General features: G+C 68.9%; 20 protein-coding genes. 6 read left to right on the top strand and 14 right to left on the bottom strand.

Translation table 11 applies throughout. The features are described 5' to 3' along the window. Positions 1 to 41: 41 nt before the first annotated feature. The gene (locus tag DEJ47_RS28680) at positions 42 to 1394 is read right to left on the bottom strand and encodes a lysine N(6)-hydroxylase/L-ornithine N(5)-oxygenase family protein (protein ID WP_150173028.1); all 1353 of its coding nucleotides are present in this window, start codon (positions 1392 to 1394) and stop codon (positions 42 to 44) included. A 282-nt stretch (positions 1395 to 1676) separates the two neighbouring features. Between DEJ47_RS28680 and DEJ47_RS28675 the strand changes: the two genes are divergently transcribed. Beyond that, positions 1677 to 2624: a methionyl-tRNA formyltransferase gene (locus tag DEJ47_RS28675; RefSeq protein ID WP_150173026.1), complete on the top strand. Its 948-nt coding sequence runs from the start codon at positions 1677 to 1679 to the stop codon at positions 2622 to 2624. Between the two features lie 90 nt (positions 2625 to 2714). Here the strand turns inward: DEJ47_RS28675 and DEJ47_RS28670 are convergent, their stop codons facing one another. Further along, complete coding sequence (locus tag DEJ47_RS28670; protein WP_150173024.1) at positions 2715 to 4874, bottom strand: RecQ family ATP-dependent DNA helicase; 2160 nt, start codon at positions 4872 to 4874, stop codon at positions 2715 to 2717. A 337-nt stretch (positions 4875 to 5211) separates the two neighbouring features. On the opposite strand from DEJ47_RS28670, the gene DEJ47_RS28665 reads away from it, so the two are divergent. Beyond that, positions 5212 to 5883, top strand: a complete 672-nt coding sequence (locus DEJ47_RS28665; RefSeq protein WP_150173022.1) for a hypothetical protein — start codon at positions 5212 to 5214, stop codon at positions 5881 to 5883. Positions 5884 to 6035: 152 nt separating this feature from the next. Here DEJ47_RS28665 and DEJ47_RS28660 read toward each other — a convergent pair whose 3' ends face one another. The 3 genes from DEJ47_RS28660 to DEJ47_RS28650 all read right to left on the bottom strand — a co-directional run bounded on the left by DEJ47_RS28660 (position 6036) and on the right by DEJ47_RS28650 (position 8146). Next, positions 6036 to 6680, bottom strand: coding sequence for a hypothetical protein (locus DEJ47_RS28660; protein WP_150173020.1), 645 nt, complete (start codon positions 6678 to 6680; stop codon positions 6036 to 6038). A gap of 79 nt (positions 6681 to 6759) precedes the next feature. Next, positions 6760 to 7461: a ribonuclease HII gene (locus tag DEJ47_RS28655; RefSeq protein ID WP_150173018.1), complete on the bottom strand. Its 702-nt coding sequence runs from the start codon at positions 7459 to 7461 to the stop codon at positions 6760 to 6762. Between the two features lie 70 nt (positions 7462 to 7531). Continuing rightward, positions 7532 to 8146, bottom strand: coding sequence for a TetR/AcrR family transcriptional regulator (locus DEJ47_RS28650; RefSeq protein ID WP_150173016.1), 615 nt, complete (start codon positions 8144 to 8146; stop codon positions 7532 to 7534). Positions 8147 to 8285: 139 nt separating this feature from the next. Between DEJ47_RS28650 and DEJ47_RS28645 the strand changes: the two genes are divergently transcribed. After that, positions 8286 to 9845: an MFS transporter gene (locus DEJ47_RS28645; RefSeq protein ID WP_150173014.1), complete on the top strand. Its 1560-nt coding sequence runs from the start codon at positions 8286 to 8288 to the stop codon at positions 9843 to 9845. A gap of 270 nt (positions 9846 to 10115) precedes the next feature. Here the strand turns inward: DEJ47_RS28645 and DEJ47_RS28640 are convergent, their stop codons facing one another. The 3 genes from DEJ47_RS28640 to DEJ47_RS28630 all read right to left on the bottom strand — a co-directional run bounded on the left by DEJ47_RS28640 (position 10116) and on the right by DEJ47_RS28630 (position 13502). After that, positions 10116 to 11024, bottom strand: a complete 909-nt coding sequence (locus DEJ47_RS28640; protein WP_150173012.1) for an ADP-ribosylglycohydrolase family protein — start codon at positions 11022 to 11024, stop codon at positions 10116 to 10118. 173 nt (positions 11025 to 11197) lie between these two features. Beyond that, positions 11198 to 11857, bottom strand: a complete 660-nt coding sequence (locus DEJ47_RS28635; RefSeq protein WP_150173010.1) for a histidine phosphatase family protein — start codon at positions 11855 to 11857, stop codon at positions 11198 to 11200. Between the two features lie 34 nt (positions 11858 to 11891). After that, positions 11892 to 13502, bottom strand: coding sequence for an ABC-F family ATP-binding cassette domain-containing protein (locus DEJ47_RS28630; RefSeq protein ID WP_161234715.1), 1611 nt, complete (start codon positions 13500 to 13502; stop codon positions 11892 to 11894). Between the two features lie 343 nt (positions 13503 to 13845). Between DEJ47_RS28630 and DEJ47_RS28625 the strand changes: the two genes are divergently transcribed. Further along, on the top strand, positions 13846 to 14376 hold the full coding sequence (locus DEJ47_RS28625) for a TetR/AcrR family transcriptional regulator (protein WP_223828535.1): 531 nt from the start codon (positions 13846 to 13848) through the stop codon (positions 14374 to 14376). Between the two features lie 191 nt (positions 14377 to 14567). On the opposite strand, the gene DEJ47_RS28620 is transcribed toward DEJ47_RS28625, so the two are convergent. Next, a complete protein-coding gene (locus DEJ47_RS28620) occupies positions 14568 to 15173 on the bottom strand; it encodes a YdbC family protein (protein WP_150173004.1) in 606 nt (201 codons plus the stop codon). A 33-nt stretch (positions 15174 to 15206) separates the two neighbouring features. Further along, positions 15207 to 16037 (bottom strand): arylamine N-acetyltransferase family protein, encoded by an 831-nt coding sequence (locus DEJ47_RS28615; protein WP_150173002.1) that lies wholly within the window; start codon positions 16035 to 16037, stop codon positions 15207 to 15209. A gap of 124 nt (positions 16038 to 16161) precedes the next feature. On the opposite strand from DEJ47_RS28615, the gene DEJ47_RS28610 reads away from it, so the two are divergent. Continuing rightward, entirely contained in the window at positions 16162 to 16758 is a 597-nt protein-coding gene (locus DEJ47_RS28610) for a TerD family protein (RefSeq protein ID WP_263398925.1), read from the top strand. Between the two features lie 10 nt (positions 16759 to 16768). Here DEJ47_RS28610 and DEJ47_RS28605 read toward each other — a convergent pair whose 3' ends face one another. The 3 genes from DEJ47_RS28605 to nrdR all read right to left on the bottom strand — a co-directional run bounded on the left by DEJ47_RS28605 (position 16769) and on the right by nrdR (position 21670). Next, on the bottom strand, positions 16769 to 17893 hold the full coding sequence (locus DEJ47_RS28605; RefSeq protein WP_190415610.1) for a hypothetical protein: 1125 nt from the start codon (positions 17891 to 17893) through the stop codon (positions 16769 to 16771). 196 nt (positions 17894 to 18089) lie between these two features. Further along, positions 18090 to 20987: a vitamin B12-dependent ribonucleotide reductase gene (locus DEJ47_RS28600; protein ID WP_150172998.1), complete on the bottom strand. Its 2898-nt coding sequence runs from the start codon at positions 20985 to 20987 to the stop codon at positions 18090 to 18092. 137 nt (positions 20988 to 21124) lie between these two features. Further along, positions 21125 to 21670, bottom strand: a complete 546-nt coding sequence (nrdR, locus tag DEJ47_RS28595) for a transcriptional regulator NrdR (protein ID WP_150172995.1) — start codon at positions 21668 to 21670, stop codon at positions 21125 to 21127. Between the two features lie 496 nt (positions 21671 to 22166). On the opposite strand from nrdR, the gene lexA reads away from it, so the two are divergent. Continuing rightward, positions 22167 to 22952, top strand: a complete 786-nt coding sequence (lexA, locus tag DEJ47_RS28590; protein WP_030778599.1) for a transcriptional repressor LexA — start codon at positions 22167 to 22169, stop codon at positions 22950 to 22952. Positions 22953 to 23043: 91 nt separating this feature from the next. Here lexA and DEJ47_RS28585 read toward each other — a convergent pair whose 3' ends face one another. Further along, complete coding sequence (locus tag DEJ47_RS28585) at positions 23044 to 25014, bottom strand: ATP-dependent DNA helicase (RefSeq protein WP_150172993.1); 1971 nt, start codon at positions 25012 to 25014, stop codon at positions 23044 to 23046. Positions 25015 to 25041 lie beyond the last annotated feature (27 nt).

The raw sequence follows: 25041 nt of genomic DNA, 5'->3' as shown, positions 1-25041 counted from the left end.
GTCGTGGCGGGTGGACCCGCGCGCGACGCGTGGGCCCGCGTCTAGCGCGCGGCGCTGCCCGTCTCGCCGGCGACCGGCCGGGCCTCGGCGGAGGCGGCACCGCGCTCGCGCACCGAGTCCAGGATCTCGCCGACCCGGATCGCGATGTTGGACAGCAGCGACGACGTGATGCCGTGCGTGTGCTCCGTACCGCCCTGGAGGTAGATGCCGCACCGCAGGTCGGCGTCGGTCGCCACGCGGTAGTCGCGCTCGACGCGGACGCGGCCCTCGTCGTCGCGGAGGCAGCGGTCGGCGACCTCGCCGAGGAGACCGACGGGGTCGGCGGGGCTGTAGCCGGTGGCGAAGACCACGACGTCGGCGTCGACGGGGTTCTCCTCGCCGGTGACGAGGGACTTCACGGTGGCCTGGACGCCGTCAGGGGTCTCCTTCACGCCGGTGAGACGCGAGACGTTGAGGAAGCGGAGGCGCTCGGTGCCGAGGACCTTCTCCCGGTACGACTCCCGGTACAGGTCGTCGATCAGGTCGATGTCCACGACGGAGTAGTTGGTGTTGCCGTGGTAGTCCATCAGACGGCGCTTGACGCCCTCGGGCGCCTCGAAGTACTCGTCGACGGCGTCGGGGTCGAAGATGCGGTTGGCGAAGGAGCTGTCGTCCGCGGGGCTGTAGCCGTAGCGCGAGAAGACGGCGCAGATCTCGGCCTCGGGGAAGCGGCGGTGCAGGTAGGCGACGTTCTCGGCGGCGCTCTGTCCCGCGCCGACGACGACGAAGCGGGTGGGCGAAGTGCCCTCCAGACCCTCGACCTTGGCCAGCAGCTCGGAGTTGTGCCAGACACGGTCGCCGCGCTCCACGCCCTCCGGCATGAGGGGGCGCAGGCCGGTGCCTATGACGAGGTTGCGGGCGCGGTGGACGGCGAGGCCCTCCGCCGAGCGGACGGTGACGTCCAGGTACTCGACCACTCCGTCCCGTACGAACGGCGTGACGCCGACGACCTCGTGACCGTAGGAGACCTGGTCGTCGACCTTGGCCGCGGCCCACTCCAGGTAGTCGTGGAACTCGACCCGCAGGGGGAACAGGTTCTTGTGGTTGATGAAGTCGGTCAGGCGGCCCTTGCTCTTCAGGTAGCAGAGGAAGCTGAACTCACTGGTGGGATTCCGCTGCGTCACCAGGTCCTTGAGGAAGGACACCTGCATGGTCGCGTCGTCGATCAGCATGCCGCGGTGCCAGCCGAAGCTCGGCTGCTGCTCGAAGAAGTGGGCGGTGACCGTCTCCTCCCTGCCGACGCTCGCGTTGTGCTCGCTGAGCGCGATCGCCATCGCCACGTTGGACGGGCCGAAGCCGATGCCAATGAGGTCGTGGACCAGTGGTGCGTCGTCGCCAGGAAGAACCTGTGACATGTCACTCCCATCGTGCGGGGAAGCCGCCTGTCAGGCGTGGGGGAAGGTACGACGAGTGGGCACGTCGACGGGCGACCCACTCGAACTTAGGTGAGCCTAAGCTAATCCTCGACGACTGTCGACCGGGCAAAACAGGCATGGGGGCATATCGGACGGGCAGGCACTCCCCCAACTGAGGCATCAGGCCGACGCGTTGTACGGTGCCGAGTGGACGCATTGCACACTAAGGTAAGCCTTGCTTTACTTGGCGTCAGTCATTCCCTGCCCTGAGGAGGAACCCCCATGCGGGTCGTCATGTTCGGTTACCAGACCTGGGGGCACCGCACCCTGCAAGCCCTCCTGGACTCCGAGCACGACGTGGTGCTGGTGGTGACTCACCCGAAGAGCGAGCACGCGTACGAGAAGATCTGGAGCGACTCGGTCGCCGACCTGGCCGAGGAGCACGGCGTTCCGGTCCTGATCCGCAACCGCCCTGACGACGAAGAGCTGTTCGAGCGCCTCAAGGAGGCAGACGCGGACATCATCGTCGCCAACAACTGGCGCACCTGGATCCCCCCGCGCATCTTCGGCCTCCCGCGCCACGGCACGCTGAACGTCCACGACTCCCTGCTGCCGAAGTACGCCGGCTTCTCCCCGATCATCTGGGCGATGATCAACGGCGAGTCCGAAGTGGGCGTCACCGCGCACATGATGGACGACGAGCTCGACGCCGGCGACATCGTCCGGCAGGAGGCGGTCCCGGTCGGCCCGAAGGACACCGCCACCGACCTCTTCCACAAGACCGTCGACCTCATCGCCCCGGTCACCATCGGCGCGCTCGACCTCATCGCGAGTGGGCAGACGGAGTTCACCAAGCAGGACCGCTCCCAGGCGAGCTTCTTCCACAAGCGGTCCGCCGAGGACATCCGCATCGACTGGACCTGGCCCGCCGAAGACCTGGAGCGCCTGGTGCGCGCCCAGTCCGCGCCGTACCCGAGCGCCTACGCCTTCCACAAGGGCAAGCGCCTGGAGATCGTCTCCGCGGTCGTGTCCGAGAACCGATACGGCGGCACGCCCGGCCGCATCTTCTACCGCGAGGGCGAGGGCGTGGTGATCGTCGCCGGAGCCGACGCCCGCTTCGGCCGCAACCACGGTCTGGCCATCACGCGCGTACGGACCGAGGACGGCCAGGAGCTGCCCGCCACGGAGTACTTCACCTCCATGGGCGGGTACCTGACGAGCCGTCCGTGAGCTGAGGTCCCAGGTCCCGTGCCGTGACCTGAGACCCCAGGCCCCATGCCGCCTCCCCCTCCCGGCATGGGGCCTGTACCCGGCCGGCCCTCAGCCCGCCGCCGCGAGCACCAGGGGCAGCACCTCCCCGGCGCCCGCCCTCCGCAGGAGACGCGCGGCGACGGCGAGGGTCCAGCCGGAGTCGGTGTAGTCGTCGACGAGCAGGACAGGACCCGGAGAGGCGGCGAGGGCGGCGGCCAGTTCCTCAGGGACGGCGAACGCGTCCGACAACGACCGCAGCCGCTGGGCCGAGTTGCTGCGGCGTGCCGTGTGCGCGCCGCCAGGACCCTCGTACGCCAGCGTCCCCAGGAAGGGCAGGCGGCCCACGGTCGCGATCCCCTGCGCGAGCGAACCGACCAGCTGCGGACGGGAGAGCGACGGCACGGCCACGACACCCACCGGCCGGGCCGCGGCGTCCGGGGCGCCGGTCGCCCATCCCCCCGGCGACCGCGCCCAGTCGGCCAGGACCGCGACCGCTGCCTTCAGCACGTTGTCGGGGACAGGGCCGTCCGGCGCGTTCTCGGCGAGGAGCGGACGCAGCCGGTTGCCCCAGCCGATGTCGGAGAGCCGGCCGAGCGCCCGCCCGGTGGAGCACTGCTCCCTGGCCGGAATACGTCCCTTGAGCTCGACACCCAGCGCGGCCATGCCCGTCGGCCACATCCTGCGCGGCTCGACCTCGACTCCGGGACGGTCCAGCTCCTTCGCCGCGCCCGACAGCGCGTCCTCGGAGACGGACGCGTCGGTCCAGGCGCCCGCGCAGTTGTCGCACCGGCCGCACGGAGCCGCACCCTCGTCGTCCAGCTGCCGGCGCAGGAACTCCATGCGGCACAGGTCCGTGCTCACGTAGTCCCGCATGGCCTGCTGCTCGGCCTGCCGCTGCCTGGCCACCCACGCGTACCGCTCGGCGTCGTAGACCCACGGCTCGCCGGTGGAGGTCCAGCCGCCCTTGACCCGCTTGACCGCCCCGTCCACGTCGAGGACCTTCAGCATCGTCTCCAGACGGGTGCGGCGGAGCTCCACCACGGCCTCCAGAGCCGGCACGGACAGCGGCCTTCCCGCGTCGGCGAGGGCGGAGAGGGTCTGGCGGACCTGCGCCTCGGGCGGGAACGCCGTATCCGCGAAGTAGCGCCAGATGGCCTCGTCCTCCTTGCCGGGCAGCAGCAGCACGTCGGCGTGCTCGACGCCTCGCCCGGCGCGGCCCACCTGCTGGTAGTACGCGATGGGCGAGGACGGCGAACCGAGGTGCACCACAAAGCCCAGGTCCGGCTTGTCGAACCCCATGCCCAGCGCCGACGTGGCGACCAGCGCCTTGACCCGGTTCTCCTGGAGATCGGTCTCGGCCTGCAGCCGGTCCGCGTTCTCCGTACGTCCCGTGTACGACGCCACCTTGAAGCCGCGCTGCCGCAGGAAGGCGGTGGCCTCCTCGGCGGCGGCGACGGTCAGGGCGTAGATGATCCCGGAGCCCTGCAGCTCGTCCAAGTGCTCGGCGAGCCAGGCCAGCCGGTGCGCGGCGTCCGGCAGCCGCACGACGCCGAGGCGGAGGCTCTCGCGCTCCAGTGCGCCGCGCAGCACCAGTGCCTCGCCCGCTCCGGTGCCCAGCTGTTCGGCCACGTCCGCGGTGACGCGCGCGTTGGCCGTAGCGGTCGTGGCCAGTACGGGCACGCCGGCCGAGAGCTCGGCCAGCATCGCGCGCAGCCTGCGGTAGTCGGGCCGGAAGTCGTGGCCCCAGTCGGAGATGCAGTGCGCCTCGTCGACCACCAGCAGGCCCGTGGTGGCCGCGAGCTTCGGCAGCACCTGGTCGCGGAAGTCCACGGAGTTGAGGCGCTCCGGGCTGACGAGGAGGACGTCGGTCTCGCCGCGCTCCACCTCTCCGTAGATCGTCTCCCACTCCTCGGGGTTGGCCGAGTTGATGGTGCGCGCCTGGATGCCGGCGCGCGCCGCGGACTCGACCTGGTTGCGCATCAGGGCCAGGAGCGGCGAGATGATCACGGTCGGGCCCGCGCCGCGGCGGCGCAGCAAGGCCGTGGCCACGAAGTACACCGCGGACTTGCCCCAGCCGGTGCGCTGCACGACGAGGGCGCGCCGCCGCTCGCTCACCAGCGCGGCGACCGCCTGCCACTGGTCCTCGCGCAGCCGGGCCGATCCCCCGGGGTCGCCGACGAGCTCGGCGAGGATGGCGTCGGCTTCGGTGCGGAGCTCCAGGGTGTCCATGTCTCCATGCAACCCGATCCCACTGACAATCGCCGAATCCGCCACGGCCCCACGGGTCCCGGAGGACTCGAAGGACTCGGTGGACTCGGAGGACTCGAAGGACTCGAAGGACTCGAAGGACTCGGAGGACTCGGACGCGGATGATCTGGGCAGGGATATAAGCAGCGCATCGTCCGATACCGGCATCCCGTGCCGATTTGTTCATTGCCCCCGACGATCGCGGCGGGAACAATTGGAAGCGCTCCCGTGCGGCCCCGTGGTCACCCTCGGCCGTGCCGCGGTGCGCTCCCCCAGCCCGACCCCGCCCGCGTACGGGCGCGTAGCCGAAGGGAGGACCGTGACCTTCGGATTCGCCTCGTCCGGCGCGGCATCCACGCCGGGCTCACCAGCACCGGCATCGACCTCGACCTCGACCTCGACCGAGTTCTCCCCCGACTCCGCCGACTCCGCCCACCGACTGGCGCGGATGCTCGAACCCGCCGAGTGGTCGGCGGCCGGAATTCCGTTGCTGCGCAACCCGCGAGAGGTCGTCAGCGGCCTGCACGCACGCCATCTGCCGACGCCGACGACGGCCGTCGTGGCGGTTCTCGACCCCGACGAACGGCTGCGGGCGAGCGCCTCGTTCAGGCGGCGCGCCACGGTGACGGACGGCTGGGTCTTCCGCAACGCGCTGCTCGCGCAGTTGCGCCGGATCATCCCGCACGACCTGCGCCGCCGCACCCCGGTACGCACCGCCGTGCTGCTCTACTGCCGTGAAGGGGACGCCCGTTGGACCCAGGAGGACGGGGCCTGGATGTGGGGCCTGCGCGATGCGTGCACGCTGCACGGGCTGCGCTGCGGCGCGTACATCACGCTGACGTCCGACGGCTGGCAGGTGTTGGGCGAGGGGCGCGGCGGCCGACAGCCGAGCATCGGATCGCGGCCCGAGTCCTTCACCGGAACCGATCCGCCGGCGATACGCACCGGAGGGGCTGCCTCCGATGTGCTGCGTCGCGCGGCGGCACGCTGACACACCACGGCGCATCGGCAGATCGGCACACGTCGACCGCGACACCGTGCTCCCGCGCGGTCGGCGCCTGACGGCACCACCGCACGGTCAACCACGACTCCACGCCTGCCACGACCCCGTGTCGGCCGAGCCTTCGGCCGACGGAGGTCGTCTCAGGCGGCCGTGCCCAGCATCGAGTTGATCCGCTGCGGGTCGCCGCAGACGATCAGCAGGGTGCTCGCTCGGGTGAGGGCCGTCGGCAGGGCCGCGACCGCGGTCTCCTCGCTGCCGCCGTTGAGGGCGACGACGACCACGGGCCGGGACGCGGCACGATCCAGGGCGGCGGCGTCGGCGTAGAAGACGTCGTCGCCCGCGTCGTGCTGGGCCCAGTAGGAGGCCTCACCGAAGGACAGCTCGTGCGCGGCCCACGGGTGCGGGTCGCCGGTGCTGATCACCAGGACCTCGCCGGGGGCGCGCCCGGAGTCGAGAAGGAGGTCGACCGCTTCCTCGGCCGCGTCCAGCGCACCCTCGGCAGAGGCCGGGATCAGCTGGATCTGCGGCACCGATGCCGGGGCATCGGAAGCGGCGGGACCGGGGGCAGCCGGAGCGGCAGGCCCGGGCTTGACGGCCGTGTCACGCGGCGCGCGCTGCGCGGGCGGCATCGGCCGGGCAGGACCCGGACGGCCGGGGCGCGGCGGGGCCGCGGGACGCGGTCCGGGTACGGGGCGGGGGGTCGGCGCGGTACGGCCGCTGGCCGGCGTGGCGCGGGGACCCTGGGCACTCTCGTGAATCTGAGGCTCCTCGGGAATGAGAGGCATGAAGTGTTGTCTATCAAACGCCGATGCGACGCGCGTCGGCGGGTGGCACATGAGTGCGACGGGAAGGCCCGGAAAAGCGTCAGAACTCAAAGCCGAGCTGACCTTCGATTTCCGGAACATTTCCGTCCGCCCAACTGCGGGCCTTCTTGAGGTGCCGCCACTGGGGCAACGCATCAAGATACGCCCACGTGAGCCGGTGGTACGGGGTGGGCCCCCGCTCCGCCAGCGCGGCCTTGTGCACCGGCGACGGATAGCCGGCGTTGGCCGCAAAACCGAAGTCTGCATGTTCGATGCCCAGTTCGGCCATCATTTTGTCGCGCTGAACTTTCGCGATCACCGAAGCCGCGGCGACGGCCACGCAGGATTGGTCGCCCTTGATCACCGTACGGACCCGCCAGGGATTGCCGAGATAGTCATGCTTCCCGTCGAGGATGACCGCGTCCGGGCGGACCGGCAGCCCCTCCAGGGCACGCACCGCGGCGAGCCGCAGCGCGGCCGTCATCCCCATGTCGTCGATCTCCTCGTGCGAAGCGTGACCGAGGGCGTGCGCCGTGACCCAGCCCGCCAGTTCCTCGGCGAGCGCGGTGCGCCGCTTGGGAGTGATCAGCTTGGAGTCGGTGAGCCCTTCCGGCGGCCTGCGCAGGCCCGTGACCGCCGCACAGACGGTGACCGGACCCGCCCACGCGCCGCGCCCGACCTCGTCGACACCGGCGACGATCTTCGCTCCGGTGGTGGCGCGCAGGGAGCGCTCGACGGTGTGGGTGGGTGGTTCGTACGGCATGGCGGCACTAGCCTACGCCGCCGATGCCCGCCCGCGACACCCAGGCCCCGCACCCCGGGCAGCCGGCCCCTCAGGGACGCAGCATCGGAACCATCACCCGGTCGATCAAGGCCTCGAATTCCTCGTCGGTCCATTCGCTTCCGCACACCTTCGAGCGGTACATGAACATCGCCGGAATGACATCGCAGACGTACGCGTCCACTCCCCCGGAACGCACCTCTCCGCGCTCGACGCCCCGGCGTATGACTTCCTTGATCAAGTGGACGCTCGGCTCGATGACGCCCTGGAAGATCACGTCGTGGAAGCGCTCGGCCGTCGCCGTGTCGCATTCGTGAAGCACCGCACGCAGGGCGAAGCCGGTGCGCGAGAACATCGTGACCCGCATCTCCTTGCACAGCTGCAACAGGTCCTCGCGGACGCTGCCACGGTCCGGAGGGCTGTCGGGCCGCGGCAGCCCGGCACGCAGGGCGTCGACGACGAGATCCTCCTTGGACGGCCACCGCCGGTACACCGCGGCCTTGCCCGTCTGCGCTCCCGCGGCCACACCCTCCATGGTCAGCCCGCTCCAGCCGACCGTGCTGAGCTGCTCCAGGGCGGCATCGAGGATCGCCCGCTCCAGGACGGGCCCCCGGCGGCGCGCCGACGCCGTCCGCGCGGGAACCGCGGGCCAACGGGAAGTAGCCATCAATTTCTCTCCATGAAGCACACAAGGGAGGCAGAGAACAGAAGAAGGATCAGTGAACGGTTGCGTTCACTCAAGGGGTGTCACTACCGTCGTGGTTGACAGTGAACGGCACCGTTCACTAAGGAACTTGTGGGGGATCATGTCGAGTACCTCTCAGCTGACGAAGAATCAAAAGCCCGGTACCGCCCGCCGAGAGGGGCACCCCGGCTTAGCTCTCACCGTCATCGCGGCCTGCCAACTCATGGTGGTACTGGACGCCACGATTGTGAACATCGCGCTCCCCCACATCCAGGGAGCCCTCAACTTCTCGACGACCGACCTCACTTGGGTCGTCAGCGCGTACACCCTCACCTTCGGTGGCCTGCTGCTCCTCGGCGGTCGCGCAGGTGACATCCTGGGACGCCGTCGCGTCTTCATGGCCGGCATCCTCCTCTTCACCCTCGCCTCGCTCCTCGGCGGATTCGCCCAGGAACCCTGGCAGTTGCTGGCCGCCCGCGCCCTGCAGGGCGTCGGAGGTGCCATCGCCTCCCCCACCTCACTGGCGCTGATCACGACGACCTTCCCCGAAGGCCCCGAGCGGAACCGCGCCTTCGGTGTCTTCGCCGCCGTCTCCGCGGGTGGCGGCGCCATCGGCCTCCTGGCGGGCGGCATGCTCACCGAGTGGCTGAACTGGCGCTGGGTCCTGTTCGTGAACGTGCCCATCGGCATCCTGATCGCCGTCCTCACCCCGCTCTACATCAATGAGTCCGAACGCCACCCCGGCCGCTTCGACATCCTCGGCGCCCTGACGTCGACGCTCGGCATGGCCTCCCTGGTCTACGGATTCATCCGCGCCTCCGAAGAGGGCTGGCGCGACAGCATCACCGTGGGTTCGTTCGCCGCCGCGGTCGTCCTCCTCGTGGCCTTCGTGTTCGTCGAGAAGCGGGCGAAGGAGCCGATCACACCCCTGCGCATGTTCGCCGACCGCAACCGCTCCGGCACCTATGTGATCATGCTCAGCCTGGCCGCCGCGATGTTCGGCATGTTCTTCTTCATCGTTCTCTTCGTCCAGAACATCCTGAACTACACCCCGATCGAAGCCGGCCTCGCCTTCCTGCCCGTCACGGTGGTCATCGCGGTGGGCGCGGCCCTGTCGCAGAAGTTCCTCCCTGTCCTCGGTCCCAAGCCGTTCATGGTGACCGGCTCGGCCATCGTCGCCGTCGGCCTCGGCTGGCAGGCCCTGATCGGCCCCGACAGCTCATACGTCGGCGGCGTACTCGGCCCGATGCTCCTCTTCGGCTTCGGCATGGGCCTGAACTTCGTGACCCTGACCCTGACCGCCGTCTCCGGAGTGGCCATCCACGAGGCGGGCGCGGCATCCGGCCTCCTCAACGCCACCCAGCAGGTCGGCGGCTCGCTCGGCCTCTCCATCCTCACCACCGTCTTCGGAACGGCGAGCCGCAACGAGGGCAAGGACCAAGTCGCCGACTTCATGGCCCATGCCTCGCCGGAGCAGAAGGCCGAGTTCGCAAAGACCCACGAGCTTCCGGCTCCCTGGAGCCACGAGATCCTGGCCGAGGGCATCTCGACCGCGTTCATCCCGGCCGCCGCGATGGCCGTCCTGGCCCTGATCACCGCGGCACTGGTGATCAAGGTCCGAAAGAGCGACCTCGACGCCCTCGCCGGCACGGCAAGCGCGGCGGGCCCGTCGGCCGGCTGACACGGGGACGTAGGACGCAAGACACAACGCACTGCAGGCACGGCCACAGCTACAGCTACAGGTACCGACCGGCGCGGCAAGCATGGTGGCTGCGCCGGTCGGCGCTTGTGTGTGGAGGGACGGAACCTGGGGCGGGGCCTGGAACGCGGGATGCCCGAACGCACGTGGTACGCGTGGTGTCCGTGATCGACGGGGTGCCCCGTGATGCACGTGGTAGCCGTGATGCACCGGGTGCACGTGGCGGACCACGAACAACGGCTCAGCGCAGGATCAAACCGCGCCGTCGAGCACCCAGTCCGGCAGCGCCTCCGTCCGGTCCAGCCAGTCCTGGGGCGGCGCACCCCCCGCCCCCGCGGCGACGACACCCCCGACGATGGCGCACGTCGTGTCCATGTCCCCGCCCACCTGAGCCGTGTCCCAGATCGCCCGCTCGTACGCCCCGAGCCCACGAGCCGCCGACCACAACGCGAACGGCACCGTGTCATGCGCCGTCGTCCGCCGACCACACCCGAGCACCGCCGCGACGGTCCCGGCGTCGCCGTAGTCGAGCATGTCCCGCGCCCTGCGAAGCCCCGCCCCCACCGCGCTGCGCGGCACCAGGTCGATCACGCCGTCGAGCAGTTCCTTCGGCGCCGGCGGTCCTGCGGGAGCCGCCACCAGTGCCGCGGCCGCGGCCACCGCCATCGCTCCGACGACGGCCTCACGGTGCTGATGCGTGGGGTACGCCGAGATCTCCGCCTGGTGCGTCGCCTGCTCCGGGTCGTCCGCGTACCAGGCGCCGAGCGGGGCGATCCGCATGGCCGCACCGTTCCCCCAGGACCCCTGTCCCTTGAAGAGCGCGGAGGCCAGCTCCCGCCAGTCCCCGCCTTCGCGGACCTGCCGCAGCAGCCGGTTCACGGCGGGGCCGTAGCCACGGTCGAAGTCATGGTGCTCGGCGAACGACAGGGCGAGGGCGTCCTGGTCGATGCGCCGGTGTTCGGCGAGGACGGCCAGTACGGAGCAGGCCATCTCCGTGTCGTCGGTCCACTGCCAGGGTGCGTCGGGGAGCTCACGGCGCTTGAGCAGGGGGTAATGCGCGGGGACGAAGAACTGTGAGCCCAGCGCGTCCCCCACCGCCAGTCCGCGCAGACTGGCCAGAGCGCGCTCGAGGCGCCGGTCGGGAGAGGAATCAGCGGTCATCGCCCTGCCACTCTAATTCGTTGCCAACGGATCCAGCACCACTCAACCGGTTCCCCCGAGCCCCCCGGAACCGCCGCCCGGTGATATCCCCGTCACAGCTCCGGAATCGCAGCTTCGTAAACGCGGGTCCGGGCTTGCCGGGCTCCGGGAAGGACGCCCCCTTCCGATCATGCCTAACCCGTGACGCCGTACGACTCGGGCTCCCGCCAGCGTTCGAACGGCCGGTCCAGCGTGTACTTGCCGTCGTCGCCGAGCACCAGCACTCTCATCTCCCCGTTGCCCGGGTTGGACAGCGACTCGAATTCGGCGACCGACCAGTGGAACCACCGCATGCAGAACAACCGCATGGTCAGTCCGTGCGTCACCAGCAGGACGTTCGGCGGATGGTCCGGCGCCTCGAAGCTCCGGTAGAGGCTTTCCAGGAACGCCCCCACCCTGTCGTAGACGTCAGCCCCCGACTCTCCTTGTGCGAAACGGTAGAAGAAGTGCCCGTACGCGTCGCGGTACGCCTTCTGCAGCCGCACGTCGTCCCTGTCCTGCCAGTTGCCCCAGTCCTGCTCCCGCAGCCTGGGCTCCTCCCGTACGCGCACCAGCTCGGGATCGAGCCGGAATGCCTGGAAGGTTTCGTGGGTGCGGCGGTACGGCGACACGTACACGCTCACGCGCTCGTGACCGAGCAGTTCCCGCAGGTGTTTTCCCGTGTCCTCCGCCTGTGACCACCCCGTTTCGGTGAGCTCAAGGGCATGATCGGGTTCGCGCTCGTACACGGTGTCGTCGGCGTTGCCTGCCGACTCGCCGTGCCTGACCAGGATGATGCGCCGCGGTCGTGCCATAGGGAAACCCTAGATCGGGTCGTCGGTGGGCTGCTCAGTCGGGTAGCCGCCCGGACTCCATCCGGCGTATTCGGCCCGCGAAGCGCTGACGCAGCAATCGGTCGTGCGAGACGACGACCAGCGCTCCTGTCCACTGATCCAGTGCTGCCTCCAGTTCTTCGACCAGGCCCAGCGCCAGGTGGTTGGCCGGTTCGTCCAGCAACAGCAGGTCGGCGGGTCTGGCGAGGAGGCGTGCGAGGGCGAGTCTCCGCCGCTGCCCCGCGGACAGGGAGCCCACCGGGACGTGCAGGTCACGTGGCCTGAAGAGGCCGAATGAGAGGAGCAGCTCCCTCTGCTCGTCTTCGGCCGACCCCAGACCCTTCCCGAAGGCTTCGAGGAGAGACTCGGTCGGGTGCCGTACCGGTATCTCCTGAGCGAGATAACCGATGCGGCCTCTGCGGACGACCGTGCCCGCGTCGGGCTGGAGCACTCCCGCCATGATGCGCAGCAGAGTGGACTTGCCCGCGCCGTTGCCTCCGTGGATCAGCAGTCGCTCGCCCGCCGAGACGGTGAGCGACCCCACGGCGAGCCGCTCTCCCACCTTCACGTCCCGCAGGCTCACCAGCTCACCCTGTGTCGCGCCGGTCGGCGGGCGTGCAGTGAACCTGAGAGGTTCGGGCGGCCGCGGCACCGGCTGGTCCCGCAGCCTGCGGAGTCGTTCCTGGGCGTTTCTGACACGTCCCGCCACCGAGGCCTGGACCCTCCCTCCGGCCCGGTCGTACGCCATTTTGTTGTTGTCCTTCATGCCCCGCCCGCCGGCCACCGCATGGGCAGTGGTCACCATGAACTCCTGGAGGCGGCTCGTCTCCTCACACCACTGCTCGTACTGCTGCTCCCACCGCAGCCGGGCAGCCGCCCGTTCCGCGATCAGTCCCTGGTACCCACCGCCGTGCCGCACCACCGATCGACGGTCGGCGTCCACTTCGAGGATCGCGGTGGTCACGCGCTCCAAGAACACGCGGTCATGGGAGACCGCGACGACCGTCCCACGATGCGCCGCGAGGGCACTCTCCAGCCAGTCCAGCGCACTTTCGTCCAAGTGATTGGTCGGTTCGTCGAGGAACATGACCTCGGGCGCGGCCGCTATGAGGCAGGCGAGGCCGAGCCGGGCCTGTTCGCCGCCGGACAGGCTGCCCAGCACCCTGCCCCTGCCGATGTGGCCGAGCCCCAGGCCGTGCATCGCCTTGTCCACGCGTGCGTCCGCCTCATAGCCCCCGCGCAACTCGAAAGCGGTGAGCAGGTCCCCGTACTCGCCGAGGTCACGCTCGTCGGCGGAACCGAGCTCCGCTTCGAGCACCCGCAATCGGCGCTCCATGGAACGGAGTTCGGCCAGCGCGACGTCGATGGCATCGCCGACGCGTCGGTCCGCCGGGAGCTGGGGGGTCTGCGCGAGCAGGCCGGCCCCTCGTTCGGCGACGGTGACCACCTCACCCTCGTCGGGCCGCAGGTCACCGGACATCAGGTGCAGGAGCGTGGACTTTCCCGCACCGTTCTCCCCCACTACTCCTATGCGTTCGCCCGGCCTGATCGCGAGAGACACCGTGTCGAGGATCAGCCGATCCCCGCGAGCCTTGGTCACACCGTGCAGAGAAATCTGAGTAGGCACAGGGAACCCCCGGTTTCCATCCACCCAACCAAACGCAACCTCTGTCGCGTTACGATGAGTGTGGCAGACTGGCACAGCTAATGCAACCAGAGTAGCAATTGCCATCCGAGCGGGATAGAGGGGTAGGGGCGAGGCCATGAAGGACGAGGCCGTTACGGCTGGTCAGAGCGGTGGTGCGTCGAGCGCGGAAGGCCACGACCCGGCCAAAGAAAAGTCGGTCGCACCGGCTGCACCCGCCGGCGCAGGCCCCGTTCCGCCGACCGCGTCGGCCTCAGCCGCCCCAGGCACCCGTCGTCCCGGCGGCCGGACCGCCCGAACCCGCGCAGCCGTCCGCGACGCCGTATTGAGCGGTCTGGCCGACCACGGCTATCCCGGCCTCACCGTCGAGTACGTCGCCGATCACTCGGGAGTCCACAAGACCACGCTGTACCGCCGCTGGGGCGGCCTGGAAGGCATGGTCGCCGACGCCCTCGAAATGGCGGGTGAGGACACGTGGACCCCGCCGGACACCGGCAGCCTCGAGGGCGATCTGCGAGAACTCGCCCGCGAAGTCGTCGAGTCCTTCTCCGACGAGGCGACCGCGGCGGCCCCCACCGCCTTCGTCGCGGCGGCCTTCCAGTCGGCACGGGCAGCAGATGCCCTCCACGCCTACTACGCCGAGCGGTTCGGGCGTTGCGAGGCTGTCGTCGAGCGCGCGGTGGAACGCGGCGAGGCGCCCCCGGACACCGACGCGGCAGCGCTCGTCCGTGCCGTATCCGCGCCGCTGCTGCTCCGCGTATTCATCACGCGAGAGCCGGTCGACGCGGCCCTCGCGGACCAGGCGGCGGCCGCGGCCGTCGCGGCGACTCGTGCGGGTGCGTTCGAACGGCGGTGAGGTGTGGAGCGGCGCAAGCCGAGACGAGAAGGACCGGCTCGGCCGGTACACATCAAGGGGAACGAACCTGACGAGCTGAGCGGCCCAGACCAGGCGGAGTGAACGAGCGGAGTGAACCAGCGGAGTGAACCAGCGGACCTGGGCAAGCAGCCTAGTCCCAGCAGGCCGGGCTCCCCGAGGTCAAGAAGGAATCACACCGTCCACGACGGCTCAAGCTCCACGATGTCCCCCGCGAGCGCGGCGACATCCGCCTCCGTCTGCGCCCGCAGCGCAAGACGCTCCACCCGCTCGGCGCGGTACTTTCCGTGCTCGGCCGCCGACTGCCACATGGAGAGCACCAGGAACTCGTGTCCGGGCGCCTCGCCGAAGAGGCCGCGCACCATGCCGGGCGAGCCGGCCATGGCGGGGTTCCAGACCTTCTCCTGCATCAGCGCGAAATGCTCCACCCGCGGCTCGCGGACCCGGCAGTGCGCGACGCGCACCACGTCCACGTCGGTGAAGCGCGGCTCGAACCCGGTCTTCACGTCGAAACGGTGGTCGAAGAGTTTGGCGCGGAGGTCCTTGTAGGTTCCGGACTGCCCGGCAGCCAGCCGATCGTGCGAACGGGCCATGAAGGAGTCGTAGAAGGCACGGCTCTCCCAGAACGTGAAGACATGGGCGACCCCTTGCCTCCCCCGGCTCCACCCCCCGCCCTGCCCCCGGAACCCCGGCTCCCCCAAAAGCCCCGCCCACTTCCGCTGTCCTCGTTCGAACCCCCGACGATCGACCACGGAGCAGCGAATCCACTTGACCAGCACCGCGCCATCGTACGGCGCGGAGCGCGGCCCGGGTCACGCTCCGGCGTAGTGCACCCGGATCAGCTCGGCCGAGTCCTCGGCATCGAGTTCAATACCGAACTCGCGGTCGAGAACGTCCATCAATTCGCCCACAGGAACGCTTCGTTCGTCCGCCGTGCCGTCCGGGCGGGTCAACGTGAGCAGATCGCCCACCAACCTGCGGCGCACCTCGGAACCGGCCTTCTGCAGCACGGGCCTGCGGATGAACGACGACCTGGGGTGGGTCGAGGTGTAGTGGTTCATCACTACGTAGTCGACGGGGAGCCGCCGCTCCTGTGTGTACGCGTAGAGGTCGAACCATCCATCTCCGGGGCGCCATGTCCGCAGCACCATGACGCCGTCGTCCGCGTCCTCCTCGTGGAGGCTGAAACGCCACTCCCCTTGTTGCATTTCCACGCCCCCTTGCAGGGGGATCGGTTCGAGCAGCCCATCGGCTCCGAACCCGGTGTCGCAGTGCCATGCTTCGCCGTCCACCTCCACCTTGAGCAGCATGTGGCTCACCGCACGCGTGGAGGTCGCCCCGGCCCTGACGCGCGCCCCGAGCCCGGCGACATCGAAGCCGATGCGCTCCAGAGCCGCCGCGAAGAGCAGATTCTGTTCGTAGCAGTAACCGCCCCGCCGTCGGCGCAGCAGCTTGTCCTGCAGAGCGGGCAGATCCAGCGGTACCGGCCGGCCGAGCATCATGTCGAGATTCTCGAAGGGGATCGCCGCGACGTGCTCCCTGTGGAGCGTGCGCAGAGTCTCCAGGTCCGGCTCCGTCTTGCCCGTATGCCCGAGCCTCGCCAAGTAGGCGTCGATGTCGAGTTCTTCCCCGTTCCATGTCATGGGCCCATGATCTCCGGATTCGCGGACCCGGACCAAGCAGGTTTGGGCGCGGCTCAGTTGTCCAGTCTTTGACCTGGGGCGCTACGACGTTGTCAGTCGTACGTCGTAGCGTGTGCGTTACGTCATGGCGTGCGCGTGGTGGAACAGGCCCGGTGCAGTGGGAGCGGCCGGGGAACAAGGAGGGGGCAGTCCAGTGAACAGCGTCCACAAGGGCATCAAGAAGGTCGAAGTCGGTCTCAAGTGGGACCCGAGTCCGGCCGGAACGCCGCCCAACGACCTCGACATCATCGCGGCGACCTACGCGGCCGACGCTCCGTACGGCGCCCCTGTCTACCTCGTGCACTTCGACAGCCGTTCCCCCGACGGCACGATCACCCTCAATCGCGACAGCAGGACGGGACAGGGTTTCGGTTTCGACGAGGTCATGACGCTGGAACTGGACCGGCTCGCTCCGACGTTCGCGCGGGTCGTGGTGGGAGTGGCCATACAGCAGGAGACGGGACAGAAGGTCTTCGGCGACATCTCCAACGCCGCGTTCCGTATCCGCGAGGGACACCACAACCTGGCGGAGAGCGACCTCTCCGCCGTCTCCGGCAGCTCGGCCGCGACGATCGCCCAGTTCACGCGGGACGACGCCGGAGCGTGGTCGTTCCGCGGTGTCGTCCGCGGCTTCGATGTCGACCCGACGACCTTCGCCTCCCTGATGGGCAGCGAGGACTGAGCCGTCGCCGTCAGCTGCACCGTTCCCCGGCGTCCGGCTCCCGATCGGGGAACGCACGCAGCCTCAACCCGGGCGCCCGGTGATCGGCGAGCCACCGCATCCGGTCGTCATCCGCCGCGAGCCCTTCCCGTGCGGTCCGGGTCCACTCGGTCCGGTCGAGAATCTCCAGGTACGCCGACCGAAGGGCTCCTTGCTGCGCCGTGGTGCATCCCACTGTGTCGGGAGACTCCGTCATCAGGAACTGAGTGAGCACCGAAATGGTGAAGTAGCGCTCAATTGTCGGGCTGAGCAAGCCGACGGCGCGGGCGTGCGCTTCCAGGACCACGGCCGCATAGGGGTAGTGAGCAAGAGTGAGCCCCATGCCCGCACAGTCGCTCATTTGATGGAGAAGGCGCCCGACATGGTCGACCATCTCGCTGTCGGTGTCGAGGCATGCGAGCGCTTCATGGAGTTTGGTGACGGTGGCGACCCTCCCGGCGAAGTAACCGTTGAGGAAGTCTCCGTCGCAGGCTCGGCGAAGCAGCCACGGACGCGCGGCCGGATCGTCGATTCGACAGAGGGCTTCGACGACATAGACCCGGCCCCAGCCGCTGACCCTTTCGGCGAGCCAGAGAAGGGATTCGACTCCTCCCGGCTGTCTTTCGAAGGCGTGGGCCGCCAGCGGTCCGAAGCGGTCGGAGAGCAACGCGATCGTTTTGATCAGCGGGAAATCGTCGGCTGTTCCCACGGCGGCGAGCAGGGCGAGTCCGACGGTGACGGCGCATCGGTCGGTCCCGTGGCGGACCAGCCAGCGTCCCGTCTGACATGCGCGTTCGGTGTCCGGCCGCATAGCCGCGGCGGCGATGTGCTCGTTCTGGTGGATCGGAACGTAGACATCGTGAAAGACGTGAGCCAATTCGCTGGGAAGAGCAGAAGCGCGGGCGAAATGTGCGTCCAGGATGCGTGCGACGTCCTTGCCCGCCGTATTCCGGTCTCGGGGTGCTTTCGGACCTCGGCGATCGTGCGACACGTGGTCGGGAAAGGGATACCCGTCACGTGGAAGCGGCTCCCCAGGAATCAGTTCGTGCAGCCGCAGCGCATGGTCGAACAGTGAGGTCGGTGATCCGGGCAGTCCTGTCCCGGTCGTCTCGCTCATCGGCGGACGGAAGACTCGATTCTCTTGATCATGTCTTGGAGCATGCCACGACAGCCGTGATCACAACAAGACATGACCGCCGACGAGCCATGACGACGAAAGGGGACCGACCTGTGGTCGGTCCCCTTTCCAGCTGCCGTTCAGCCAAGGGTGCGGGCTACATCAGATGCTGCATCCGACGCGATTCCGCCCGGTTTCAGCTGCAGCCGCTGGTCGAGCCGCAGCCCTCGCAGATGTAGCAGGAACCGGCGCGCTGCATCTTCGTACCGCAGGAGAAGCAGAGCGGTGCGTCGGCCTGGATGCCCAGCTGCATCTCCACGAGCTCAGCGCTGGTGTGCGCCTGCTGCGGGACCTCCTTGGCCGCCTCGGCCTCGGCCTTCGGCGTGGCGACCGCCTTCAGGGACTCGGGCTGTCGCGGAGCGGACTGGGCCAGCCCCTCGACGTCCACCTCGTCCTCGGCGGGCTCGTACGACCCGGTCTCCAGGTGGCGCTGACGCTCCTCGGCCGAGTGGATGCCGAGCGCGGAGCGCGTCTCGAAGGGCAGGAAGTCCAGCGCCAGGCGACGGAAGATGTAGTCGACGATCGACTGCGCCATCCGCACGTCCGGGTCGTCCGTCATGCCGGCCGGCTCGAAGCGCATGTTCGTGAACTTGGAGACGTACGTCTCCAGGGGCACGCCGTACTGCAGGCCGACGGAGACGGCGATGGAGAAGGCGTCCATCATGCCCGCGAGGGTCGAGCCCTGCTTGGACATCTTCAGGAAGACCTCACCCAGACCGTCGTCCGGGTAGGAGTTCGCGGTCATGTAGCCCTCGGCGCCACCCACCGTGAAGGACGTGGTGATGCCCGGACGGCCCTTGGGAAGGCGCTTGCGGACCGGGCGGTACTCGACCACCTTCTCGACCGCGGCACGGATCGTGTCCTCGGTCTTCTCCGTGATCTCGGCCTTCTCCTCCTCCTTCTTCTTGGCGGAGAGGGGCTGGCCGACCTTGCAGTTGTCGCGGTAGATGGCCAGCGCCTTGACGCCCATCTTCCAGGCCTCGAAGTAGACCTCTTCGACGTCCTCGACGGTGGCGGTCTCCGGCAGGTTGACCGTCTTGGAGAGGGCGCCCGAGATCCACGGCTGGATCGCGGCCATCATGCGGACGTGGCCCATCGCGGAGATGGAACGCTCGCCCATGGCGCAGTCGAAGACCTCGTAGTGCTCGGGCTTCAGGCCCGGGGCGTCGATCACGTTGCCGTTCTCGGCGATGTGGGCGACGACCGCCTCGATCTGCTCCTCCTGGTAGCCCAGGCGACGCAGAGCCTGCGGCACGGTGCCGTTGACGATCTGCATCGAGCCGCCACCGACGAGCTTCTTGAACTTCACCAGGGCGAGGTCGGGCTCCAGGCCCGTGGTGTCGCAGGACATCGCGAGACCGATGGTGCCGGTCGGGGCGATGACCGACGCCTGGGAGTTACGGAAACCGTTCTTCTCGCCGAGACGGACGACGTCCTGCCAGGCCTCCGTGGCGGCGGCCCAGATCGGCGTGTCCAGGTCGTCCATGCGGACGGCCGCGGCGTTGGCGTCGGCGTGCTGCTTCATGACGCGCTTGTGCGGCGTGGCGTTCTTGGCGTAGCCGTCGTAGGGGCCGACGACCGCGGCGAGCTCGGCGGAGCGCTTGTACGACGTACCCGTCATCAGCGACGTGATGGCACCGGCGAGGGCACGGCCGCCGTCGGAGTCGTAGGCGTGGCCGGTCGCCATGAGCAGGGCGCCCAGGTTGGCGTAGCCGATGCCCAGCTGACGGAAGGCGCGGGTGTTCTCGCCGATCTTCTGCGTCGGGAAGTCCGCGAAGCAGATCGAGATGTCCATCGCGGTGATGACCAGCTCGACGACCTTGGAGAAACGCTCGGAGTCGAAGGACTGGTTGCCCTTGCCGTCGTCCTTCAGGAACTTCATCAGGTTCAGCGAGGCGAGATTGCAGGACGTGTTGTCCAGGTGCATGTACTCACTGCACGGGTTCGAGCCGTTGATACGGCCGGACTCCGGGCAGGTGTGCCAGGCGTTGATCGTGTCGTCGTACTGGATGCCGGGGTCGGCACATGCCCACGCGGCCTCGGCCATCTTGCGGAAGAGCGACTTGGCGTCGACCTCCTCGATGACGTCGCCCGTCATGCGGGAGGTGAGGCCGAACTTGCCGCCCTCCTCGACCGCCTTCATGAACGTGTCGTTCACACGGACCGAGTTGTTGGCGTTCTGGTACTGGACGGACGTGATGTCGTCGCCGCCCAGGTCCATGTCGAAGCCCGCGTCACGCAGGGCGCGGATCTTCTCCTCTTCCTTCACCTTGGTCTCGATGAAGCCCTCGATGTCGGGGTGGTCGACGTCAAGGATGACCATCTTGGCGGCGCGGCGGGTGGCACCACCGGACTTGATGGTTCCGGCGGAGGCGTCGGCACCGCGCATGAAGGAGACGGGACCCGAGGCGTTGCCTCCGGAAGACAGCAGTTCCTTGGAGGAACGGATGCGGGACAGGTTCAGGCCGGCGCCGGAGCCGCCCTTGAAGATCATGCCCTCTTCCTTGTACCAGTCGAGGATCGACTCCATGGAGTCGTCGACGGCCAGGATGAAGCAGGCGGACACCTGCTGGGGCTGGGGGGTTCCGACGTTGAACCAGACCGGAGAGTTGAAGCTGAAGATCTGGTGCAGGAGGGCGTAGGCCAGCTCGTGCTCGAAGATCTCCGCGTCGGCGGGCGAGGCGAAGTAGTTGTAGTCCTCACCAGCCTTGCGGTACGTCTTCACGATGCGGTCGATCAGCTGCTTGAGGCCGGTCTCGCGCTGCGGGGTGCCGACGGCCCCGCGGAAGTACTTGCTGGTGACGATGTTGACCGCGTTCACCGACCAGAAGTCGGGGAACTCGACGCCACGCTGCTCGAAGTTGACCGAGCCGTCGCGCCAATTGGTCATGACGACGTCTCGGCGCTCCCAGACGACCTCGTCGTACGGATGCACGCCGGGGGTCGTGTGGATGCGCTCGATACGCAGACCCTTGCTGGCCTTGGAACCCTTGGCTCGGGAACCTCGCGCCGGGCCGCTCGTCGTCTCGGTCATGCCGCCTCCCTATATCAGGCTAAAACGCCCTGAAGTGCCACGTTGTTCCCATGGCACGGATGTGTGTCTGGTGTCGAGGGCACCCCGGAGGGCGCCTTCAACTGGTCTGGTTCGCCGCCGGCCCGTCGGCCAGCCGGTCAGTCGGCGGCGGTGGCGGGCACCGGGACTTCGACAGTCCCGCCGGGCCCGCAGTCGTTCACGACGCGCTCTCCGCCCGCGTCGCGCGGCTCGGCCTCGAGCCGCTGTTCCCTCAGTTCCCCGATGGCGGCCTCGAAGTCCTCGAGCGAGTCGAAGGCCCGGTACACGGACGCGAAGCGCAGGTAGGCGACGAGGTCGAGCTCCTGCAGCGGGCCGAGTATGGCAAGGCCCACGTCATGAGTGGTGAGCTCGGCGCTTCCGGTGGCCCGCACCGCTTCTTCGACCCGCTGGCCGAGCAGAGCGAGGGCATCCTCGGTCACAGGCCGTCCCTGGCATGCCTTGCGGACGCCATTGATGACCTTGGTGCGACTGAAGGGTTCCGTCACGCCGCTGCGCTTCACCACCATCAGTGAGCACGTCTCCACGGTCGTGAAACGACGGGAGCAGTCGGGGCACTGACGGCGCCGTCGAATCGACGTGCCGTCGTCAGTGGTGCGGCTGTCGACTACGCGGCTGTCGGGGTGCCTGCAGAAGGGGCAGTGCATGGAACTCCCAACCCTCCTTCACGGCACGACTCATAAGCTTCAACAGGCCCTTGGGGCCCCTCGAAGCAGCCCCAAGCATAGGCGATCCCTGAGCCCCTGAAAGACCAGGGACCACAACTTCTGGGCTGCTGCCGCAATCCAACCACTAGATCTGGGGTTTGGCCGCTTTTTCGGCATCACGCGTGTCGTGCCGCATCAGGCCGCTCCAGACACACGCAAAGGCCACTCGCGCCGCTCTGGGCGGGGGCCGGTGCCGGGTTGACGGGGTGCCGGGTGGCAGTATGGGGGCCCCACCGAGGGGCTCACCGTCCCGGCGGTGAAGCGTACCGTAATGAACCGAATTGCCGTTCGGCCCAAGCGTCAGCCATACACCCAAACACATGATCACGGTGGGTAATCTCCGGTTTTTCACTCGAACGTGTGTTTGGCGCAACCTTTCGAAAGCAACTACCGTTGGCTAGCTAGGGAGAGAACATCTCGAGAGGGGCCGACCGACGTGACCACCACCGCAGACAGCGCCACCATCACTGCCCAGGACCGCTCCCAGAGCCGACTCGAGCCGGTGCATGCCATGAATGACGCAGCCACGAACCAGGAGGGGCCCAAGCCCACTCGCTCCCTGCCGGGCCGACCTCCAGGCATCCGCGCGGACAGCTCGGGGCTCACCGACAGGCAACGCCGAGTGATCGAGGTCATCAGGGACTCCGTGCAGCGGCGTGGCTACCCGCCGTCCATGCGGGAGATCGGTCAGGCGGTCGGGCTTTCCAGCACCTCCTCCGTCGCCCACCAGCTGATGGCTCTGGAGCGCAAGGGCTTCCTGCGCCGCGACCCTCACCGCCCGCGGGCGTACGAGGTGCGGGGCTCGGACCAGCCCAGCAGCCAGCCCACCGACACCACAGGAAAGCCCGCCGCGTCGTACGTCCCGCTGGTGGGCCGCATCGCCGCCGGCGGCCCGATCCTCGCCGAGGAATCGGTCGAAGACGTCTTCCCGCTCCCCCGCCAGCTGGTGGGTGACGGTGAGCTCTTCGTGCTGAAGGTCGTCGGTGACTCGATGATCGAAGCCGCGATCTGTGACGGCGACTGGGTCACGGTGCGCCGCCAGCCCGTCGCGGAGAACGGCGACATCGTGGCCGCCATGCTGGACGGCGAGGCTACCGTGAAGCGATTCAAGCGCGAGGACGGCCACGTCTGGCTGCTCCCGCACAACTCCGCGTACCAGCCGATCCCCGGCGACGAGGCGACGATCCTCGGCAAGGTCGTGGCGGTGCTCCGGCGGGTGTGACTCCGCCCCTGACCGGGCCCCGGAACCACTGCGCCGGTTCCGGGGCCCTGCTGCGTCTCAGAACGGCCCGAGTCTCTGGAACCGGCGAGGGCTAGGCCTCGTCCGCCTTCGCCGCCGCATCGATGGCGGCCAGCGAGCGACGGGCCTGATTGCGGTCCGTCGTGTACCAGAAGTCGGGCAGCGAAGCCCGCAGGTAGCTGCCGTAGCGGGCAGTGGCCAGGCGGGGGTCCAGGACAGCGACCACTCCGCGGTCCCCGGAGGCCCGTACGAGACGTCCCGCGCCCTGCGCCATCAGCAGGGCCGCATGGGTCGCCGCGACCGCCATGAAGCCGTTGCCCCCGGCCTCGTCGACCGCCTTCTGGCGAGCGCTCATCAGCGGATCGTCGGGACGCGGGAACGGGATCTTGTCCATGACCACCAGCTGGCAGCTGGGCCCCGGCACATCGACGCCCTGCCAGAGCGAGAGCGTCCCGAACAGGCAGGTCTTGGAGTCGGCCGCGAAGCCCTTGATCAGCTCGCCCAGCGTCTCCTCACCCTGCAGGAGGATCGGCATGTCCAGCCGCTCCCGCAGCTCCTCCGCCGCCCCCTGAGCGGCCCGCATCGAGGAGAACAGGCCGAGTGTGCGTCCACCGGCCGCCTCGATCAGCTCGGCCAGCTCATCCAGCATGTCGCTGCGGGTGCCCTCGCGTCCCGGCCGGGCCAGATGCTTGGCGACGTACAGAATGCCCTGCTTGCCGTAGTCGAACGGCGAGCCGACGTCGAGCCCCTTCCAGACGGGCGCGTCGTCGGACTCGGTGCCTTCCGGCGCGAGGCCGAGCGAGGCCCCCACTCCGTTGAAGTCACCGCCCAGCTTGAGTGTGGCGGAGGTCAGGACCACCGAACGGTCGGCGAAGAGCTTCTCCCGCAGGAGCCCGGACACGGACATGGGGGCCACCCGGAGGGAGGCTCCGTAGCGATCATGGCGCTCGTACCAGACCACGTCGTACTCGGAACCGTTCGTGATGCGCTCCGCCACGTCGTGGATCGACTCCACGGAGGCGAGCGCCTGCTTGCGGACCGCGTCCTCGTCCTGGACCGACTTGTCCCGGGTCGAACCGAGCGCGCTGATGACCGTGCGCGCGGCGTCCCGCAGGGCCATCAGCGCATAGCCGAGGTCTTCGGGGATCTCTTCCAGGCGGCCCGGCAAGGCCAGCTCCATCAGCCGCTCGAAGCCCTCCGAGGCGGTCTGGAGCTGGTCCGCGGCCTTCTCGTTGACCAGCTTCGCTGCACGGCGCACGGCACGGTTGACCTGCCCAGGAGTGAGCTCCCCCGTGGCCACGCCGGTGACGCGGGACACCAGCTCATGAGCCTCGTCCACGATCAGCACTTCGTGCTGGGGCAGGACAGGGGCGCCCTCGATGGCGTCGATGGCGAGCAGCGCGTGGTTCGTGACGACGACATCGGAGAGCTTGGCGCGCTCGCGGGCCGCCTCCGCGAAGCACTCAGCCCCATAGGCACACTTCGAAGCTCCCAGGCATTCCCTGGAGGAGACGGATACCTGGGACCAGGCCCGGTCGGAGACCCCGGGGGTCAGATCGTCGCGGTCACCGGTCTCGGTCTCGTCCGCCCAGTCCCGCATGCGCAGGAGGTCCTGGCCCAGCTTGCTGGTGGGAGCGGCAGCCTCGAACTGATCGAAGAGGCCTTCTTCCTCATCCTGCGGCATGCCTTCGTGGAGGCGGTGCAGGCACAGATAGTTCGAGCGGCCCTTGAGCATCGCGAACTGCGGACGGCGGCGCAGCAGCGGATGCAGGGCGTCCACGGTGCGCGGCAGGTCGCGTTCCACGAGCTGGCGCTGCAGGGCGAGGGTGGCCGTCGCGATCACCACACGCTCGCCGTGGGCGAGGGCCGGCACCAGGTATCCGAGGGATTTACCGGTGCCGGTTCCGGCCTGGGCCAGCAGGTGGGAGCCGTCGTCGATCGCCTCGGCGACGGTCTCGGCCATGGACACCTGGCCAGGGCGTTCCGTACCGCCGACAGCGGCGACGGCGGCGTGCAGGAGCTCGGGGAGCGAGGGCTTCGTCATAGCGCGACCACCCTACGGTGCCCCACT

Source organism: Streptomyces venezuelae, assembly GCF_008642355.1.
In the GTDB taxonomy this organism is placed as follows: Bacteria; Actinomycetota; Actinomycetes; order Streptomycetales; family Streptomycetaceae; genus Streptomyces; species Streptomyces venezuelae_B.
Note: the sequence above shows the minus strand (reverse complement) of the source record. Positions and strands in the feature narration are given on the sequence as shown.

Excerpts from the sequence above, each read along its gene's own strand:
- DEJ47_RS28680 (WP_150173028.1), bottom strand. The coding sequence starts at position 1,394 with ATGTCACAGGTTCTTCCTGGCGACGACGCACCACTGGTCCACGACCTC.
- DEJ47_RS28675 (WP_150173026.1), top strand. The coding sequence starts at position 1,677 with ATGCGGGTCGTCATGTTCGGTTACCAGACCTGGGGGCACCGCACCCTG.
- DEJ47_RS28670 (WP_150173024.1), bottom strand. The coding sequence starts at position 4,874 with ATGGACACCCTGGAGCTCCGCACCGAAGCCGACGCCATCCTCGCCGAG.
- DEJ47_RS28660 (WP_150173020.1), bottom strand. The coding sequence starts at position 6,680 with ATGCCTCTCATTCCCGAGGAGCCTCAGATTCACGAGAGTGCCCAGGGT.
- DEJ47_RS28655 (WP_150173018.1), bottom strand. The coding sequence starts at position 7,461 with ATGCCGTACGAACCACCCACCCACACCGTCGAGCGCTCCCTGCGCGCC.
- DEJ47_RS28650 (WP_150173016.1), bottom strand. The coding sequence starts at position 8,146 with ATGGCTACTTCCCGTTGGCCCGCGGTTCCCGCGCGGACGGCGTCGGCG.
- DEJ47_RS28645 (WP_150173014.1), top strand. The coding sequence starts at position 8,286 with ATGTCGAGTACCTCTCAGCTGACGAAGAATCAAAAGCCCGGTACCGCC.
- DEJ47_RS28640 (WP_150173012.1), bottom strand. The coding sequence starts at position 11,024 with ATGACCGCTGATTCCTCTCCCGACCGGCGCCTCGAGCGCGCTCTGGCC.
- DEJ47_RS28635 (WP_150173010.1), bottom strand. The coding sequence starts at position 11,857 with ATGGCACGACCGCGGCGCATCATCCTGGTCAGGCACGGCGAGTCGGCA.
- DEJ47_RS28615 (WP_150173002.1), bottom strand. The coding sequence starts at position 16,037 with ATGACATGGAACGGGGAAGAACTCGACATCGACGCCTACTTGGCGAGG.
- DEJ47_RS28610 (WP_263398925.1), top strand. The coding sequence starts at position 16,162 with ATGGCGTGCGCGTGGTGGAACAGGCCCGGTGCAGTGGGAGCGGCCGGG.
- DEJ47_RS28605 (WP_190415610.1), bottom strand. The coding sequence starts at position 17,893 with ATGAGCGAGACGACCGGGACAGGACTGCCCGGATCACCGACCTCACTG.
- DEJ47_RS28600 (WP_150172998.1), bottom strand. The coding sequence starts at position 20,987 with ATGACCGAGACGACGAGCGGCCCGGCGCGAGGTTCCCGAGCCAAGGGT.
- nrdR (WP_150172995.1), bottom strand. The coding sequence starts at position 21,670 with ATGCACTGCCCCTTCTGCAGGCACCCCGACAGCCGCGTAGTCGACAGC.
- DEJ47_RS28585 (WP_150172993.1), bottom strand. The coding sequence starts at position 25,014 with ATGACGAAGCCCTCGCTCCCCGAGCTCCTGCACGCCGCCGTCGCCGCT.